This window comes from Thalassotalea piscium (assembly GCF_030295935.1).
Taxonomy (GTDB): domain Bacteria; phylum Pseudomonadota; class Gammaproteobacteria; order Enterobacterales; family Alteromonadaceae; genus Thalassotalea_B; species Thalassotalea_B piscium.
On sequence record NZ_AP027362.1, the window covers coordinates 1,405,342 to 1,422,843 of the forward strand.

Annotated in this window: 14 protein-coding genes; 11 read left to right on the forward strand and 3 right to left on the reverse strand. The window is 36.7% G+C overall.

Features of this window, described 5'->3' with window-relative positions; genetic code table 11:
- The first annotated feature begins 95 nt into the window (after nt 1–95).
- Both zapE and QUD79_RS06085 read left to right on the forward strand, forming a co-directional pair.
- On the forward strand, nt 96–1,337 hold the full coding sequence (gene zapE, locus QUD79_RS06080) for a cell division protein ZapE (RefSeq protein WP_184425091.1): 1,242 nt from the start codon (nt 96–98) through the stop codon (nt 1,335–1,337).
- 390 nt (nt 1,338–1,727) lie between these two features.
- A complete protein-coding gene (locus QUD79_RS06085; RefSeq protein WP_184425093.1) occupies nt 1,728–2,330 on the forward strand; it encodes a DNA-J related domain-containing protein in 603 nt (200 codons plus the stop codon).
- 45 nt (nt 2,331–2,375) lie between these two features.
- Here the strand turns inward: QUD79_RS06085 and QUD79_RS06090 are convergent, their stop codons facing one another.
- Entirely contained in the window at nt 2,376–3,392 is a 1,017-nt protein-coding gene (locus QUD79_RS06090) for an endonuclease/exonuclease/phosphatase family protein (protein WP_184425126.1), read from the reverse strand.
- Nucleotides 3,393–3,584: 192 nt separating this feature from the next.
- On the opposite strand from QUD79_RS06090, the gene QUD79_RS06095 reads away from it, so the two are divergent.
- The 6 genes from QUD79_RS06095 to QUD79_RS06120 all read left to right on the forward strand — a co-directional run bounded on the left by QUD79_RS06095 (nt 3,585) and on the right by QUD79_RS06120 (nt 11,377).
- The gene (locus QUD79_RS06095; protein WP_184425095.1) at nt 3,585–4,379 is read left to right on the forward strand and encodes a phytanoyl-CoA dioxygenase family protein; all 795 of its coding nucleotides are present in this window, start codon (nt 3,585–3,587) and stop codon (nt 4,377–4,379) included.
- A gap of 470 nt (nt 4,380–4,849) precedes the next feature.
- A complete protein-coding gene (locus QUD79_RS06100) occupies nt 4,850–5,335 on the forward strand; it encodes an Hsp20 family protein (RefSeq protein ID WP_184425097.1) in 486 nt (161 codons plus the stop codon).
- Between the two features lie 162 nt (nt 5,336–5,497).
- The gene (locus QUD79_RS06105) at nt 5,498–6,352 is read left to right on the forward strand and encodes an RNA polymerase factor sigma-32 (RefSeq protein WP_184425099.1); all 855 of its coding nucleotides are present in this window, start codon (nt 5,498–5,500) and stop codon (nt 6,350–6,352) included.
- Nucleotides 6,353–6,734: 382 nt separating this feature from the next.
- Nucleotides 6,735–7,847 (forward strand): S1C family serine protease, encoded by a 1,113-nt coding sequence (locus QUD79_RS06110; RefSeq protein ID WP_184425101.1) that lies wholly within the window; start codon nt 6,735–6,737, stop codon nt 7,845–7,847.
- 225 nt (nt 7,848–8,072) lie between these two features.
- The gene (locus QUD79_RS06115; RefSeq protein ID WP_184425103.1) at nt 8,073–10,163 is read left to right on the forward strand and encodes a TonB-dependent receptor; all 2,091 of its coding nucleotides are present in this window, start codon (nt 8,073–8,075) and stop codon (nt 10,161–10,163) included.
- 95 nt (nt 10,164–10,258) lie between these two features.
- The gene (locus tag QUD79_RS06120; protein ID WP_184425105.1) at nt 10,259–11,377 is read left to right on the forward strand and encodes a PepSY-associated TM helix domain-containing protein; all 1,119 of its coding nucleotides are present in this window, start codon (nt 10,259–10,261) and stop codon (nt 11,375–11,377) included.
- A 129-nt stretch (nt 11,378–11,506) separates the two neighbouring features.
- Here QUD79_RS06120 and dnaK read toward each other — a convergent pair whose 3' ends face one another.
- Nucleotides 11,507–13,399: a molecular chaperone DnaK gene (gene dnaK / locus QUD79_RS06125; protein WP_184425107.1), complete on the reverse strand. Its 1,893-nt coding sequence runs from the start codon at nt 13,397–13,399 to the stop codon at nt 11,507–11,509.
- A gap of 331 nt (nt 13,400–13,730) precedes the next feature.
- On the opposite strand from dnaK, the gene QUD79_RS06130 reads away from it, so the two are divergent.
- A complete protein-coding gene (locus QUD79_RS06130) occupies nt 13,731–14,498 on the forward strand; it encodes a Crp/Fnr family transcriptional regulator (RefSeq protein WP_184425109.1) in 768 nt (255 codons plus the stop codon).
- Nucleotides 14,499–14,552: 54 nt separating this feature from the next.
- Nucleotides 14,553–15,734: a multidrug effflux MFS transporter gene (locus QUD79_RS06135; RefSeq protein WP_184425111.1), complete on the forward strand. Its 1,182-nt coding sequence runs from the start codon at nt 14,553–14,555 to the stop codon at nt 15,732–15,734.
- Nucleotides 15,735–15,831: 97 nt separating this feature from the next.
- Here QUD79_RS06135 and QUD79_RS06140 read toward each other — a convergent pair whose 3' ends face one another.
- A complete protein-coding gene (locus QUD79_RS06140) occupies nt 15,832–16,815 on the reverse strand; it encodes a DnaJ C-terminal domain-containing protein (RefSeq protein ID WP_184425113.1) in 984 nt (327 codons plus the stop codon).
- 296 nt (nt 16,816–17,111) lie between these two features.
- On the opposite strand from QUD79_RS06140, the gene QUD79_RS06145 reads away from it, so the two are divergent.
- Nucleotides 17,112–17,387: a GNAT family N-acetyltransferase gene (locus QUD79_RS06145; RefSeq protein ID WP_184425115.1), complete on the forward strand. Its 276-nt coding sequence runs from the start codon at nt 17,112–17,114 to the stop codon at nt 17,385–17,387.
- Nucleotides 17,388–17,502 lie beyond the last annotated feature (115 nt).

Below are 17,502 nucleotides of genomic sequence, written 5' to 3' on the forward strand. Positions count from 1 at the left end.
TTCATTAATCAAAAGGCATATATCACTGACCAGCACCTAACGTTTAGCCTATTTTTACGATAGAATATATTTGCCATTAATTACTGTTAACCCCAATGCCAACTAATTTTTCAACTGTTACAAACGCATCTTCACTTTCACCGCTTGAGCAATATCAAGCGTTAGTTAACGCAAAGAAAATAAGCTTTGATCCTTCGCAACAACAAGCAATATCGCTACTGCAGCAATTATATAAAACACTAAACTCTACCAATGTTAATGGTGATCGCCCTAGTAAAAATGCGGCAATTAAAGGTGTGTATTTATGGGGTAAAGTAGGACGTGGTAAAACATTTTTGATGGACTTATTTGTTAATAGCTTGCCCAGTATTATATGTAAACGTCAGCATTTTCATCATTTTATGCAAGAAGTACATCAAGAGCTAAATGCGTTATCAGGCAAGGCTGAGCCGCTAAGGTTTATTGCCGAGCAGTTTAGCCAACAATATAAGGTATTATGCTTTGATGAATTTTTTGTTACCGACATTGGCGATGCAATGTTGCTAGGTAATTTACTTACCTTTATGTTTGAATTAGGTATTGTAGTAGTAAGCACAAGCAATTGTGCGCCGCATGAGTTATATCGAAATGGCTTGCAACGCGAGCGTTTTTTGCCCGCTATTACCGCCATAGAACAACATACTGATGTTATCGCATTAACAGGCGCGTTAGATCACCGAAATCGCAGTTTAACTTATGTACAAAACTATTTTGTCTTACCAGAATTTACCGACCAACAAATAGCATTACATCGAAAACTATTGCATCGTTTTGAACTAGATTTACCAAGCCAACTTAACAAAAAACCAGATAACTCTGCGAGTGAAATTAATATTTTAGGTAGAAAAATTACCTATATTGCTAAAAGTACTAATGCGAGTAATCGTACTATATGCTTCGATTTTACCGACTTATGTCAAGGACCTCGTAGTCATTTTGATTATGTAGAGTTAGCTAAACGGTTTAGTACGTTACTCTTATTTAATGTACCTCCGATGAGTGGCCAAGCTTATGAGAGAATAAAAGCAAGAGGTACTGAAGATAACGGTTCAAATATAAACGTTTCAGCTGGTCAAACAGGTGAACGCGAAGTAATACTTGCCCCTATGGACGATGCAGCAAGGCGTTTTATTGCATTGGTTGATGAATGTTACGATTGTAATTTAAATTTAATAATAACGGCTTATGTCGCGCAAGATCAGCTGTATAATAACGGTAGTTTATTGTTTGAATTTGAACGAACTAGAAGTCGGTTAGTTGAAATGGCTTCGCAGGAATATTTACACCAATCCTACTAGGGCGTGTTGATCTTTCGAGTACGAATTTTGTACGGATTAAGCATAATTTAATTGAGGCGTATCGAGTAAAATGTAGTTATTCTACAGAAATGAGCTAGAACGAAAAGTAAATCATGTTTAAACGTATCCGTAGGACAGCGCCTCTTTGGTATTTCTTCAGCGTTTTCAATTATTTATGGGGAACACCCTCATTACATAAGTTCAGCCTTGTATAAATACCAAACAAATCGCTGCAAAAATGTACAAAAAAGATCAACACGCCCTAGCGATAGGATTATTTCAACTCGCTAATATAATCAATTACTGTATACAAAGTAGACTTCATCATTAAGGAAGCTGGTAATAAACAGAGCCAAGTGAAATGATTGAAAGCAGATGAAAGGCATAAATATGCACAGTTTAAACTCTTATTTATCACCAATACTCGATGCGATTGAGCAGTTTTTAAATGGATGTTCGCAATGTAATGAACACCAAATTATTACGTACTTACAAGAAAAGAAAGTAGCGCCTTTTGAGCAGTTTTCATTAGCTGACTCCCAAGATTTATTTAGCGCACACTTTCTATGTATGCATGCGCTTTATCATTTAAAAAAACACTATCGGCAAACTAAGCAATTTGCACTTGTTATTGAGTCTGTACGAATTCAACGTATCGCTTTAAGTACTGTCATGGAGGTTACTGATGACTCATCAACTGCGCTTGAGCGAAATGACCCACTTGAAGAGTATTACTTAAATGCTAAACATTACTTTGACACACAAGAAAACGAAATTAACGAGATGATTAAGTCGTTTTGGCAACGATATTTCGCACAAGACAACAAGCAAGAAGCACTTAAAGTACTAGGCCTTCCAGCAAGTGCAGATGCAAACATGGTTAAAGCGCAGTATTTACGACTTGTGCAAGTGCATCACCCTGATAAAGGTGGCTGTGCTGAAATGTTTAATCAAATACGTCAAGCAAAGTCGGTGTTAGACAAAACGCTATAAATTAACGTTACCCTGAACAGGCTTTCTTTATGGCTATGCCTATAGCTATGAGCGTAAGGTTAACGTAACCTGCACAACACCATGGTCGGTACTTTCACCATCACGTTCAAATACAGGGTTAATTAAGTGCCTGTCATAAGTATTATAAGCACTTACTTGATAAAGGCTATCGTGGTAACTCGCATCGAACTCGCAAGATAATAAAATATAGTCAAGTACTGAACTACCTGCGCCAAAATAATGCGTTGGTGTTCGCGTTAACTCATTCTTGCTTTGTGTTTCGTTGGTTTGTGCTACTTCAAATAAGTGCCATGCATCATATAAACAGTACTTTGCCAGGTATGCCTCTCGGTCAATAGTAGATACAAAGTGAAGGGTATTCGTTAGTAAATGGTTTAATACACCATCAGTTAAGGTGTTGTTAAAGTCGCCCATTAATATCATTGGGTTATTGGTAGCTTCGCGCCTTGCTATCATATCAATTATTAATAACGTTGCTTCACTACCGCGTTGTAAGGTTGAGCCCCAACTACCAGCAATATTGGCTTTTAGCTGTTCAATAATGATTTTCTCAGGTGTAAAGTTTTTCTCTCTTTTATCAAGTTCTATCATTGAGCGCTTAGATTTAAAGTGCACTACGTAGCAATCGCAGTTGCCAGCATGAGGTACATTAATTGTTGCTCTTAATGCTTTACGACTAAAAGAAAAGTTATCAGTTAAGCCTAGTGCTTGTGCTAGTTCAATATCGGGCTTAACTGCTGTTATCTCAACAATAGGATAGCGCGATGCAATGGCAACCACTGGTTTTTTAAAAATAAAATCGTCAATAACCTCTGGTTGGTCAACCACAGCAAAGTAATTATAACCTTGTGTTGCCACTAACGCTTTTAGTGATTCGCTGCTAAATACCTCTTGAAAACCAATAATATCAGGTTGATATTCTGTTAAGTAGTTTGTTATCCACCGTTGCTTTTTCGCCCATTGCTCAGCGCTATAAATGCGTTCAAATTCATAAAAAGCATTAGGGGGTTCAAGGTAGTTGAATAAATTAAAGGTAGCAATACTAAGTTGTGTGTCTGCTACGGTAATTGTTTCAAAAAGATCTTTTGAGTGTATTTCTTGTTTATCGTGGTATTTAATCGTGTTAACTCGAATAAAATAGGCGACTAATTGGTGTTAATTATACCTTATCGCTGATATAAAGCGATATTGCTATGTTGGTATGTTTATTTTTATGAAAAGGTGTTGGCGTTAATGCAAGAAAAGTTTAGTCAGTTCAGTCGCCAGTATCACGATAAAGGCTACTTTGTTATTAGAAATTATTTTAATAGCCAAGAGGTTTTACAGTTAAGAACTGTTATTTTGAAGTTTCATCAATTATGGAAGCAAGATCATGCAACCTTCTATCAAGAAGATGCATTCAACTCATCGTTAATTACAGGCAGTCATTATTTATCATATAACGATAGGGTCGCGCTGTTCAATTTTATTAGCTCAAAAAAAATGATGGCAGTTATCGATTCACTCATACCCAATAGCCCTGCATTTATGAATACACAATTATTTTTTAACCCGGTAAACCCCGAGTTAAAAGACTTTTGGCACAGAGACTGCCAATACGATCATGACATTGAAGGGCAAAAACAAGCGATTAAAGACACCCAAGTACTGCATCTTCGTGTACCACTGTTTGATGAACCTGGCATGGAGCTAATACCCGGGACTCACAAACGCTGGGATAACGACGAAGAATTTTCCGTTCGCCAAGAAACTCACGGAAGGTATAGTTTTGAAGAACTTCCTAATGGTAAAAAAATAGCATTAGCAGCGGGAGACTTATTAGTGTTTTCAGCAGATATGATCCACCGTGGTTTATACGGATTAGACCGCTTAGCGTTAGATATTTTAGTATTCGATCCTAGTGGTGATTTTGCTGATTATGTTGACGACGACTGCTTGCCTAATAATTCAATGCTAGCAGAAATTAGCGATGCTAGGTTATTTGTAAATACCCTCAAGTTAAAGTCTCAGCAGTTCGATAAATTATAAATAACCTGAGTTCTGGATAAGCTAAGCACGTCAATGTCACGATTTTTGCGCGTATCTACGTTGCCTGCATGGACGTAGGTACTTGGTTTTTGTCTGGAACTAAAAAACCGTTAATTTGCTACTAATAGCTGGCTATTAGGTACGCAAACTTGCCTTGATTCAGTCAACACTTATAACATTGATATATAACTAGATAAGCAATACGATTGTTCTATAATAAATAATTGAAAAATATAGCTTTATCTGTGTTTAACGTACATCCGTTATCCAGAACTCAGGTTAAATACTATTGAGAAAGTCTATTTGATAGTTATAAAAAAATTTAGATTTATGAAAAAAAATTATAATTTGTATCCTTGTTTTTCTTTTCTTAATCGCTATCTATAGTGGTGTGATGAGATTGTCTTAAAATGAGATCAAATCACTTTTAATTGTTTTTATTATATTTTGCTTCTTACGGAGGATTTATTATGAATTCGGTTGATTTAACCCCACTTTACCGCAGTAGCATTGGTTTTGATCGCTTAGCATCATTAATTGATCATGCGCTTACTTCAGAAGCTACAATAGGCGGTTACCCTCATTATAATATTGAAATTCTTGATGAAAACCGTTATGCGATCACCTTGGCCGCTGCTGGTTTCTCTCAAGAAGAACTTGATATTCAGGTTGAAAAAGGAGTGTTAACAGTACGAGGTAACAAAAATACTAAAGATGATCGTAAGTATTTACACCATGGTATTGCTAATCGTACTTTTGAACGCAAGTTTAATCTAGCTGATTATGTTGAAGTGACTGATGCTAATTTCTCGAACGGATTATTAACCATTAATTTAGTTAAAGAAATTCCGGAAGCGATGAAGCCAAAAACTATTACCATTAATCAAAAAGATAAGGTAATTGAACATAAAGCTGACGCCGATAGCAAAGACACTAAAACCGACAAGGCAGCGTAGAAATTAGGGGTGTACTTTGTATACCCCAAACTTTCTTTAGTTAAATATTTAGAAAATCAATTTATATAATATCTGAACGAAGTGTATTAGCGTTATACAGTACGCTTTTATTTGTATATAAACATATTTACTTGTTAATTTATTTAGTAGGAGGATGGTGTTATGACACTGCAGTTACCCATAACACTTAAAAAAACGAGTAGTTTTGAATCATATATGACCTATGTTACAAGCTTACCAATGCTGAGTGAGACCCAAGAGAAAGCGCTGTTTAAAAAGTACCAAGAGCACAATGACCTGAATGCAGTACAAGAAATTGTATTATCGCATCTGCGTTTTGTTGGGTTTATTGCTCGATCTTTTAAAGGCTATGGTTTACCTATAGAAGATCTTGTTCAAGAAGGCTCAATAGGTTTAATGAAATCAATTAAAAAGTTTCGGCTTGATTTTGGCGTGAGGCTTTCAAGTTTTGCTGTTCATTATATCAAAGGGGAAATTCAAGAATTTGTAATACGAAATTGGCGATTAGTTAAAGCAACAACGACAAAGGCAAAGCGTAAATTGTTTTTTAACTTAAGACGATTAAAAACGAATACAGAGTGGTTAGAGTATAGTGATAAAACGGCTATAGCTGAGTCATTAGGCGTTAGTGTCGAAGATGTGACTGAAATGGAAGTACAGCTAACGCAATCTGATGTTTTTATTGATTCATCAACTAAGAATGACGATGAAAACTCCAGCTTCATTTGTGAAAAGTTATTGGAAGATAAGACTACCTCATTAGACAGTCAAATAATAAGAGAAGATTTTTCTGATAAGGCGATGGCGAAAATTTATAGTGCCATTAAAGATCTCGATGATCGCAGTAGAGATATTATTACCCAAAGGTGGTTGTCAGATGATAAAAAACCGCACAAGTATTTCGCAGCAAAGTATAAAGTCTCACAAGAACGAATTAGGCAAGTGGAAGAAAAAGCTTTGGCTACAATAAAAAATAAATTATACCAGTTTCATTAATTGGCTGAGTTATTTTATGGACAGGTTGCAGTTAAATAAACGCCTTAGCTGTTCTAATGGACAGATAAATGACCTCGAAGTTGGCTAGTAGAAATGCTCACTTAGTTAGTGAAATTGGTATAAATAACCTGAGTTCGGGATAAGCTAAGTACACCAAAGCTAAGATTTTCGCGTGTATCTGCGTATAATTTGCTACTAATAGCCAGCTATTAGGTACACAAATCAGCCTTGATTCACACAAAACTTTTAGCATTGGTTGAGTTAAAATGCACCTAGTACTTAAAAAAGTCAGCTAAGGCACTGTAAACTATTATTTAAAATGTTTTTTATGCACACCCATTATCCCGAACTCAGGTTATAAATAGCTCAAAGGATGTTAACAATGAACAGCAAGGTAAGTGCTTTAAAAGTCATTCGTTTAGCAATATGGGTTATTGGTGGCTTATATTTATTTACTTTGCTTTTTGCTTACTTCGAGCAATATTGGCTTGTTAAGCAAGCTCAACCTCGCGCTGTGCTTGCGAGAGGTAACCTTGCTGATAATGAATTAAGCACTATTAATATTTTTAATACAACAAGTCCCTCGGTTGTATTTATTTCTACCAACAAGATTGTTCGTAATTATTGGACAAGAGATATTCGTAAAGTCCCTAAAGGGACAGGCTCTGGCTTTATTTGGGATGAATTTGGGCATGTAGTCACTAATTACCATGTGATTAAAGGCGCATCTGAAGCCAATATTAGATTGAACGATGGTAGAACATTTCAAGCCAGGTTAGTGGGCATTAGTCCTAACCACGACTTAGCCGTGTTAAAAATTAATGTGCCGCTAAACATACCGCCTGCTATTCCTATAGGCTTGAGTTCAAATTTACAGGTTGGACAGTCTGTTTATGCCATTGGCAACCCTTTTGGGCTTGACCATACATTAACCAGTGGTATTGTTTCGGCGTTGAATCGTTCTTTATCAGCAGATTCAGATCTTATTATCAATAACCTCATTCAAACTGACGCGGCGATAAACCCTGGAAACTCTGGTGGGCCATTACTCGATAGTGCAGGGCGGTTAATTGGCATTAATACCGCAATATATAGTCCTTCTGGCGCATATGCGGGTATTGGTTTTGCTGTGCCTGTTGATACGGTAAATAAAGTTGTACCTCAACTTATTGTTTTTGGTAAATATAGCCGTCCTTCATTGGGCATTTTTGTCGATGAAAGTATTAATAAACAAATCGCCAGCGAGCTTGGGATTGACGGAGTGATTGTGTTAGAAGTTAACTCAGATTCAGCCAACAGTTCTAAATTGCACGCTGTAAAGGTGTCCCGTTTTGATTTTGTTATTGGTGATGTTATTCAATCGATTAATCAAGTTCCTGTAAATTCAGTTAAGTCATTATTCACAGAGTTAGATAAATATAAGATTGGTGATACCGTCTCACTTTCCCTCTTTAGTCAGGGTGAAAATAGAACAGTGCTCGTTGTTTTAGAATGATTTTAGTTATTTATTTTGAAAGGATAAGTCCTTGGTGAAATAAAAATAATATTTTTATCAATAGCTTACGTTTTTGTTTTTATCCGAAAGCATAGTTCAAGTAAATAAAACCTTCTCTAGCTAAAGTAAAATATTACCCATAACGTCAAATGAGACTTGTTCTCATTCGTGTTTGTGTTAATATTTGCGCCTCTTAAAAACAGTTAACCAATTTATTGAACCGTCATGAAGTTAAATCAAATTTTTATTAGTGTAAGTCTTGGGCTTTTAGCCTTATCAAATACCGCGTCTTCTAACGAAGTAAGCAATTACGAAACAGACATTGAAGTTATACATGTAAATGGAACGTATTTTAATGACTATCAAGTTGAAAATGCCTCAGGTGCTATGCGTTCAAATGTGTCATTGCTTGAGACAGCGCAGGCGGTTACCGTAATTCCAGAAACCATTATTGACGAACAATTAGCGACCACTTTAGGTGAGGTGCTTAATAATGATGCAAGCTTATCGCCAGGCTCTAAGCAAAGAAACCGTGAAGTATTCAGCGCTAGGGGCTTTGAGTTAAGCTCTTCTACCGGCTACTTAAGAGACGGTCATCAGCATTGGTCCCACTATCAGCAACCCATTGAAACCTTATCGCGTGTTGAAGTTATAAAAGGTCCATCAAGCATTTTATATGGTCAGTCAGCCCCTGGTGGTTTAATTAATATGGTAACTAAACAGCCTACATCTTCGCCGTTACTTGAGGTAAGCGCTGATACTGATCAAAATGGTTCAACACGCTTTATGCTTGATGCTGGGGGAGAAGTATTCGCCGACACTAATTACCGTGCGGTCTTAGTTAAGCAAGATGTTAACTTTGAACGTGAGTATCAAAATGGCGAAAAACGTGAACGTGACCGCTTTTTAGGATCTCTGGTACTTGAGCATCAGTTAAATGATAGCCTTGTATTAAATGCTTATTATGACCGTACAAATGACAAAGCCGGTTTAGATACAGGCGCATGGTTAGATAACAATGGTAATATTGTGAGTAATAAACACACAATAAATGACTTTTCGTGGGCGTTTACAGACATTAATGTTGAAAATATTGGCGCTAAGCTAACGTATTTTATTAACAATGCATGGGAAGTTAAACTTGGCTATAACGAGCAGTCTTTTAAAAGGCAACGTTTCGAATCTTCTCCGAAAAAACCTTCTGATTATCAACAGGGCGAAAGCTATGTATCTAAACCTTATGATCGTTTTGACAATTGGCAATTTAAAACGGCCTTTATTGACCTAAATGGCGAGGTTACTTTAGCAGGTGTAGAGCATAAGTTACTTTTTGGTGCTAATGGTCTCGACTATTATTACGGGCAACTAAAAACTAATGGCGACAGCATTAATTATACTCCAGGGCAACCTGAACCAGTTCAACCTAATATTGATTATATTACTGATACTAGCTTGTATTCTAGTGAATATGATTACTATGGTATGTATTTTCAAGACTTAATTACGTTTAACGAACAATGGCAAGTCGCCCTTGGTGCTCGTTACGATAAACAAAATAAAGAAGGTGCAGATAACGAATCATTATTACCAAAAGTAGGTGTGCTATATCATCCAATTGAAGGTAGTACAGTTTATTTAAATTATTCTGAAGGGTTTGAACCTCAACGTAGTGAAACAATAGTCAATGATCTTGATAAAAACGATGGTATGAGCCTTGATGCTATCACGTCTAAACAAGTAGAGTTAGGTGGAAAGTGGCAAGTTTCAGATCGTTTATTATTAAATGCGGCAATTTTTAATATTGAAAAAAGCGGCACGTTAATCTCTGAGCAACTTGTGGATGACCCTATTTATGAAACAGTTACTACTCAATCAGGTCTACAAAGGCATAAAGGTGTTGAATTGTCTGCGCAAGGTGCACTTACCGATAAATGGTTTGTTATGACCTCTGTAATGTATTTGAATGCAAAGTTTGAACAAGATGAAAAATATCAAGGGAAAACGCCGGTTGATGCCCCAAAGTGGTCTGCTTCTTTGTGGTCACGTTATGAATTAACCGAAAAGTTAGCGCTTAACGCAGGGATATTTTTTCAAGGTGAACGTTATGCCGATAATGCAAATACAGTGTCTAAAGACGCCTACAGTCGTATAGATATTGGCGCAAATTACCAAACACAAGTTATGGGTAAAAAAGTGAATTTACGACTCAATGTCGAGAATGTGCTTGATGAAGACTACTTAGCGGGTGGTGGTGTTAACAATGTAACCATTGGTGACGGTACAACTACTCGCTTTGAAATTAAAACATCGTTTTAATAACCTAAAACAGCCCGTTACTAGCAGCGCGAGTAACGGGTAATAATTATTCTGCTCAAGTAAAATTTTGGGTTGCGAAAATATAAGAAAAAGAAATGAATACTAGAAAACTATTTTTTTGGCTACACCTTATTATTGGTTGTAGTGCCGCACTGTTTATATTCTTAATGTCTATTACGGGTGTTGGTTTAACTTATGAGAGACAAATGATTCAGTCAGCGCAAAGGGCTGACTTTCCTCAAATGCCAAGTACAGGAGCGGATCGTTTATCGCTTGATAATGTTATTCAAATCGCTAAAAGGTATGATACTGAAAAACCACCAACAATAAGTTTAACTAATGAGCCTAATGCGCCGTTTGTTGTGAAAGAAGGTCGTAAAACCCTTGCTTACTTAAATCCTTATACTGGCGATGAAATGGTAGAGCCGGGAATTGATACCAAACTTTTTTTAGGTAAATTAAGAGCATTTCATCGTTGGTTAACTTTCGATGGTAAGTTCAGTGAAGTAGGGCGTTGGGTTAATGGTATTGCAAATGTAATATTTCTAATATTAGCGCTAAGCGGTTTATATTTATGGCTGCCCGTTAAATTTAAAAAAAAGGCATTTAAACAAAAGTTGATGTTAACTAAGCACCATAAAAATACACAGGCAAGGGATTATCAGTGGCATAATGTCTTTGGTTTTTATATGGCACCTGTTTTAGTTGTTATAATTTTTACGGCTTTCTTCTTTTCATTCAAATGGCCTGGCAATACGTTAAAATCTTATGTTTCAACTGCTGCAAACCCTCTACCAACAGCTCAAGCACTAACACCAGAAGAACACGCACATCAGCTTTTGTGGCAAGCTTTATTTAATAAATTGGATACGGCATATCCTCAGTGGAAAACCATTAACTTTTCTGTGCCAAAGCGTGTTCAGAATAGGCAAACATTTACTGTTGATATGGGCAATGGCGGTGAGCCACAAAAACGTAAAACGGTTATTGTAGATACTATGAGTGGTAGGGTAGTTGCCGAGCAGAGTTTTAATGAGTTATCTACTTATCGTAAGGTGAGAAGCTATATACGTTTTTTACATACGGGTGAAATATATGGTTTATTCGGTCAAACCTTAGCGGGTATCGCATCGCTAATAGCTTGTTTGTTGGTGTATACCGGTGTAGCTATGTCGCTAAGACGATGGCAAAGAAGTAGGCGAGAGCTGAGTTAACACGCTCTATAAGACAGCCTAATAAAAAACCCCTAATAAATATTAGGGGTTTAGGTTAGTTGCAAACATTAGTAAGTATTAAGCGCAATCAAAAGTGATGTTACTTGCTATACACATAAAGCCTAATGTTTATCCGTTGCTAACATCTTCAAAGTCAGCGTCTATCACATCGTCGTTACTCGCCTCTGTATTAGCTGCAGTATTGTGCTGCTCAGTTTGTTGCGATTGTGACGTTTGCATTATTTTTGCGTAAGCTTCTTCTAATGCTTTTTGTCGCATAACAATGGCTGACTTATCATTACCATTAACGGCCATTTTTAGTTGCTCAATTAACGTTTTTAGCTCAGTTTGTTGCTCATCTGCAAAGTTGCTCATTGAAGTTTGCACCGTATGAATTAACTGATCTGCTCGGTTACGTTGCTCAACGAGTTCACGCTTTTGCTTGTCTTCAGCAGCGTGTTTGTTTGCATCATTGACCATGCGATTGATCTCATCTTCAGTTAAGCCGCTTGATGCTGTAATTTTAATGCTTTGCTCCTTACCTGTTGCTGTATCTTTGGCTGATACATGTAAAATACCGTTAGCATCAATATCAAAGGTAACTTCAACTTGTACCGAACCACGTGGGCCTTGCTTAATATCGGTTAAGTTAAATTGACCTAACGACTTATTATCTGCTGCCATTTCACGTTGTCCTTGCAGCACATGTACCGTTACCGCAGGTTGGTTATCTTCAGCTGTTGAAAACACTTCAGAAGCCCGTGTTGGTATGGTGGTATTCTTCTCAATCAGTTTTGTCATTACGCCACCCAATGTTTCAATACCGAGTGATAATGGCGTTACATCAAGTAATAACACATCGCCAACTGTGCCTGATAAAACACCTGCTTGTATTGCAGCGCCCATTGCTACCGCTTCATCAGGGTTTACATCTTTACGTGGCTCTTTACCAAAGAAGGCTTTAACCGCGTCTTGCACTTTTGGCATACGTGTTTGACCACCAACCAAAATAACTTCGCTAATATCACCTTTACTTAATCCAGCATCTTTTAGTGCTTGTTCACATGGCGCTATAGTGTTTTTAACTAAATCATCAACCAACGACTCTAATTTAGCCCGAGTAACTTGCACATTTAAGTGTTTAGGGCCACTTGCATCTGCGGTAACATAAGGTAAGTTTACGTCGGTTTGTAACGCCGATGATAACTCTATTTTTGCCTTTTCTGCCGCTTCTTTAATGCGTTGTAGTGCGAGTGAATCTTGTTTAATGTCAATCCCGCTGTCTTTTTTAAATTCATCAGCAAGGTAATTAATTAACCGTAAATCAAAGTCTTCACCACCTAAAAAGGTATCGCCATTAGTTGCTAATACTTCAAACTGCTTTTCACCATCGATGTTTGATATTTCAATAATTGACACATCAAAAGTACCCCCACCTAAGTCATAAACAACAACTTTTTGGTCGGCTTTGCTGTTTTTATCAACACCGTACGCTAATGCAGCGGCTGTTGGTTCGTTAATAATACGTTTAACATCAAGCCCTGCAATTTTACCTGCGTCTTTAGTTGCTTGGCGTTGTGAGTCATTAAAGTAAGCCGGTACGGTAATAACTGCTTCCGTTACTGTTTCGCCTAAGTAGGCTTCTGCATCTTTTTTTAACTTGCGTAGTAACTGTGCTGACACTTCTTGTGGCGAAAGCTTTTTACCGTTAACTTCAACCCAAGCATCACCGTTATCAGCCTTAATAATTTTATATGGGGCTAACTTAATATCTTTTTGTACTTCTTTGTCGTCGAATTTACGCCCAATGAGTCGTTTTATCGCAAATAAAGTATTGTCAGCGTTGGTTACTGATTGTCTTTTTGCAGGTTGCCCTGCTAACGTTTCATTGTTTGCATAAGCAACAATAGAAGGGGTGGTACGACTTCCTTCTGCGTTCTCTATAATTTTTGCAACACCTGCTTCCATTACCGATACACATGAGTTTGTTGTACCTAAGTCAATTCCAATAGTTTTAGTCATAATATTCACCTATTTCATAAAGCTTAATATAAAGGCCTGGTGCGCTTTGCTATGAAGTAGTGCGCAGTGTGACCCAATAAACAACTTGGTATAAACCTATTACTGTTTGCTTTTCGGTTTACGTTTGGTTGTTTTGTTAATGAGGCTATGATACGGAACTAGTAGCGATGCTTCTGTCACAAAAGTGACACTTAACACAATGTTTTTTTATTTATTTATCAGTTGTTTATTTTAGAGTGTAGCTGTAATTTTTAATTATAATTTTTGCTATATGGCTGTAATTAGGTAAAATAAAGCCATTATTATACGTTTCGATTAAGTTAGCTTATTTATGAAAGATGATGCTGTTCATTTACCACAAAAAGCAAGCCCTGTACTCGTAAAGCAAGCTAATCTTTTTTCTGATTTGCCGGCAAAGTTAATTGAAGACTTTCAGCAAGAGTTTCAATTAAACGAATGGCATAAAGATGATTACATTAATTCAGATATTTTAATGGAACGTTTTTTTGTCGTGATCGATGGTCAGTTAGAAATAAAGCAAAGTAATCCAGATACCGGTAGAGAGGCGACGTTAGACATGCTTTATGCTGGCGACTGTTTTGATTTAATAGTGCTATTTGATGACCAACCACATGATGTGATTATTTCGCCTCTTACTACGGTAAAGTTATTGTCGGTGAAGCTTGCAACAATGCGACACTGGTTATGGACTTATCCTGAATTTAATAAGCAGTTCATGCCTTACCTAGCTAAAAAAATGCGTGAAAAAGAGCAGCAAGCCAGTAGCTTAGTATTAAATGATGTAGCCACCCGTTTAAGTCGTATTATTTTACAGCATATCAATAAAATTAAATTTTATAACGGTACTAAAGAAGATGAGCACCACCATCATTTAGTTAATGGGTTAAATGATGAAACCTTAGCGCGAATGACAGGTTCAGTTAGGCAAGTAATTAATAAACAATTACAGCTTTGGAAAAAAGAAGGGACTATTGACAAAAAGCGCAATCAACTGATGATTAAAGATTTAGAAGCACTTGAGCAAGAGGCAAATTTTACTCAAACCTTACCCAATGTCCCTTTCGCAAAAAATAGTTAAAACTAGCGTTAAACACTTGGCGTTAACCATATCGTCATTATTATTGAGATTTAAATGACCAATAAAAAGCTTTTACCCTTATTGATCCTAATGGTTGTTTTTAGTCCATTAGCTATTGATATATTTCTACCTGCCTTACCTATTATGGCCCAAGAATTTTCAGTTCGTATGACGAAAATTCAGTGGAGTATAACGGTATTTATTTTAAGTATGGGGTTTGGTCAGTTAATCAGCGGTCCACTAGCCGATAGGTATGGTCGTCGTTCTGTTGCTTTGGGTGGCATAATCATTTATGGCTTGGCTTCACTCCTTTCTGTTTATTCAGATAGTTTAACGTTCTTTCTTATTAGTCGTGCAATACAAGGTTTTGGTGCTTGTGCTATTGTCGTTTCAGCCTTTGCCAGTGTGCGCGATAAATATAATGCTATTGAAAGTGGCGTTATGTACTCTTATTTAAATAGTGCAATTTGTTGTATTCCTGCACTCGCGCCTTTGCTTGGCAATGTTCTGACAGAATGTTTTGGCTGGCGTAGCAACTTTGAGTTTATGGTAGGCTATGCAGTTTTTGCAGGTTTGATTTTATTATTTACCTTAAAAGAAACAAGGCCAGAGCACACAGAAAATCCTAAAAAGATTATTACTATTACTAACTTTATACCAGTATTGAAACATCCAGTTTTTCTGTTTAATGCATTGCTTGTAATGCTATCTATGGCAATTATCATAGCTTATGTTAGTAGCTCTCCTGCTTGGTTAATGGTGAGGCTAGGTTTAGATCAACAGAGTTTTGTTTATTGGTTTAGTTTAAATGCTGTGGTTAATATTGTTGCTTGTTATATCGCGCCTAGACTTTTAGTTAAATTCGGTGCCAGAGTCACTATAGGTGCTGGAATGATCTTGCTGATTATTGCTGGATTATTAATGTTAGCCTTGTTAGCTTGGCAAACAGCTATTGCTTTTATGATCCCTGTAATGCTTAGCTCTCTTGGTTTTTCTTTGCTTTTAGGCACTTGTGCGGGACAAGCCCTTGCGCCTTTTGGAGAAAGTGCAGGTTCAGCTTCAGCACTGTTAGGCTTTGTGCAAATGAGTGGTTCGGCGGTTATTGTTTACTTATTACAATTATTACCGCTCAATGAAGCCGAGCAATTGGTGCTATTAATGCTGAGTATTATTCCAGTGTATTTAATATGGAAATTACCGCGAGTGAAAAAACATATCATGTTAGATCAGTCGTAAAAGAGTACCAGTTTCATTACTCTTTCTATGCAAAAAACTGTCAAATAGGAAATATTTCGCCTAATAAATGAAACTGGTATAAAAGCTAAACCAAGAGTTAACTCTTGGTTTTTTCTTTGTACCCCTGAGTGTTAGCGCCATTTGAATTAGTTGTTGATGCTTTTAACGATTGATAAAGCGTTTCTTCTTCAGTTGATAAAGCCTTTGGAAACACAATTTTTAATTTTACAAAAAAATCACCTGGCACTTTACTTGGTAATCCTCGACCCTTTAGACGCATTTTACTACCACTACTTATTAATTTAGGGATAGTTAAATCTATTTCACCGCTCGGTGTTGGTATTTTTACTTTATCCCCTAACGCTGCTTGCCAAGGAGCGATAGCAAGCTCTGTGGTAATGTCAGCGCCGTCAATACTAAATAATGGACTTGGGTTAAAACCTACCTCAATGTATAAGTCGCCATTATTTGATCCGCCTGCACCTTGTCCACCTTGCTTTTGCAGACGAATTTTTTGACCCGGCTTTATACCTTTAGGTATTTTTACCTTTAGCGTTCGTTCATTTGTTTGTGTTTGCCCATGCTCGTTTATACCTTGATCTCTAAGCGTAAAATTGCGGGTTGCGCCTGTATAAGCATCTTGTATATCGATCAGTATTTTTGTATGGCTGTCTTGACCTTTTCTGCTATTTTGGTTTGCGTGACGACCTCTACCCGAATGCTGGTTAGCGCTAAAACCACTACCAAATAACGACTCAAAAAAGTCACTGAAATCACCTTGACCACTCCCATTAAAATTACTGCCACCTTGATGAAATTGATCTTGCCAATTGGGTGGTGGAGTAAAGCCTGATTGACCTGCCTTCCAATTACTACCAAGTTGGTCGTATGCGGCACGTTTTTCTTTATCGCGCAATACCTCATAAGCCTCGTTAATATCTTTGAAACGAGACTCTGCATCTTTTTCTTTGCTTACATCAGGATGAAATTTTCGTGCGAGTTTTCGATACGACGTTTTAATTTCATCTTCGGACGCTGCTTTATCAACGCCCATAATTTTATAGTAATCTTTATAGTTCACAGTGACCTCCTGCGTGAAAAACTTAATCAAGGTGTTTACTTATTTTTATCGATAAAAAGGAAATGTTGATTAAGCTTCAATTAACCTAATTTATGGCGTTATTATAAGGATTGAAACAAATAATAATGTCAGTAATGTGACACTTATCACAAAACTATTAATACATACTGTTAATGTTACTAATTATGCGTGTTATAAACGTTATAGTCGATGGTGTTAGCTTACTACATACAGTACATTATTACCTTATAACAACGGTTAGTGTTATCCCTATATATTATAATTAAGGAAATAAAATGTCTTACACACTTATACACAATATTGAAGAACATAAGTACGAGTATCATATTGATGGTCAAATTGCTTACATTAGTTATGATGATCAAAATGGTAAAATGCATTTAACGCATACCATTGTGCCCGATGAGCTGTCAGGTAAAGGCCTTGCTAAAGTGTTACTAGAAGATGTACTTGAACAGATTAAAAAAGACGGTAAAAAAGCAGTAGCTAAGTGCACATATATTGTAAAATATCTTGAAAAAAATCCAGAAAAAATTGATTTGTTTGCCTAGCGCGTGTTGTTCTTTAGAGTACAAATTTCGTACGAATTAAACATAATTTAATTTGTATAATTTTGTTCGTTATAGCTTGACACGCCCGAATAGTGCTTACTTTGTTTTCAAGTAA

Excerpts from the sequence above, each read along its gene's own strand:
- zapE (WP_184425091.1), top strand. The coding sequence starts at position 96 with ATGCCAACTAATTTTTCAACTGTTACAAACGCATCTTCACTTTCACCG.
- QUD79_RS06085 (WP_184425093.1), top strand. The coding sequence starts at position 1,728 with ATGCACAGTTTAAACTCTTATTTATCACCAATACTCGATGCGATTGAG.
- QUD79_RS06095 (WP_184425095.1), top strand. The coding sequence starts at position 3,585 with ATGCAAGAAAAGTTTAGTCAGTTCAGTCGCCAGTATCACGATAAAGGC.
- QUD79_RS06100 (WP_184425097.1), top strand. The coding sequence starts at position 4,850 with ATGAATTCGGTTGATTTAACCCCACTTTACCGCAGTAGCATTGGTTTT.
- QUD79_RS06105 (WP_184425099.1), top strand. The coding sequence starts at position 5,498 with ATGACACTGCAGTTACCCATAACACTTAAAAAAACGAGTAGTTTTGAA.
- QUD79_RS06110 (WP_184425101.1), top strand. The coding sequence starts at position 6,735 with ATGAACAGCAAGGTAAGTGCTTTAAAAGTCATTCGTTTAGCAATATGG.
- QUD79_RS06115 (WP_184425103.1), top strand. The coding sequence starts at position 8,073 with ATGAAGTTAAATCAAATTTTTATTAGTGTAAGTCTTGGGCTTTTAGCC.
- QUD79_RS06120 (WP_184425105.1), top strand. The coding sequence starts at position 10,259 with ATGAATACTAGAAAACTATTTTTTTGGCTACACCTTATTATTGGTTGT.
- dnaK (WP_184425107.1), bottom strand. The coding sequence starts at position 13,399 with ATGACTAAAACTATTGGAATTGACTTAGGTACAACAAACTCATGTGTA.
- QUD79_RS06130 (WP_184425109.1), top strand. The coding sequence starts at position 13,731 with ATGAAAGATGATGCTGTTCATTTACCACAAAAAGCAAGCCCTGTACTC.
- QUD79_RS06135 (WP_184425111.1), top strand. The coding sequence starts at position 14,553 with ATGACCAATAAAAAGCTTTTACCCTTATTGATCCTAATGGTTGTTTTT.
- QUD79_RS06145 (WP_184425115.1), top strand. The coding sequence starts at position 17,112 with ATGTCTTACACACTTATACACAATATTGAAGAACATAAGTACGAGTAT.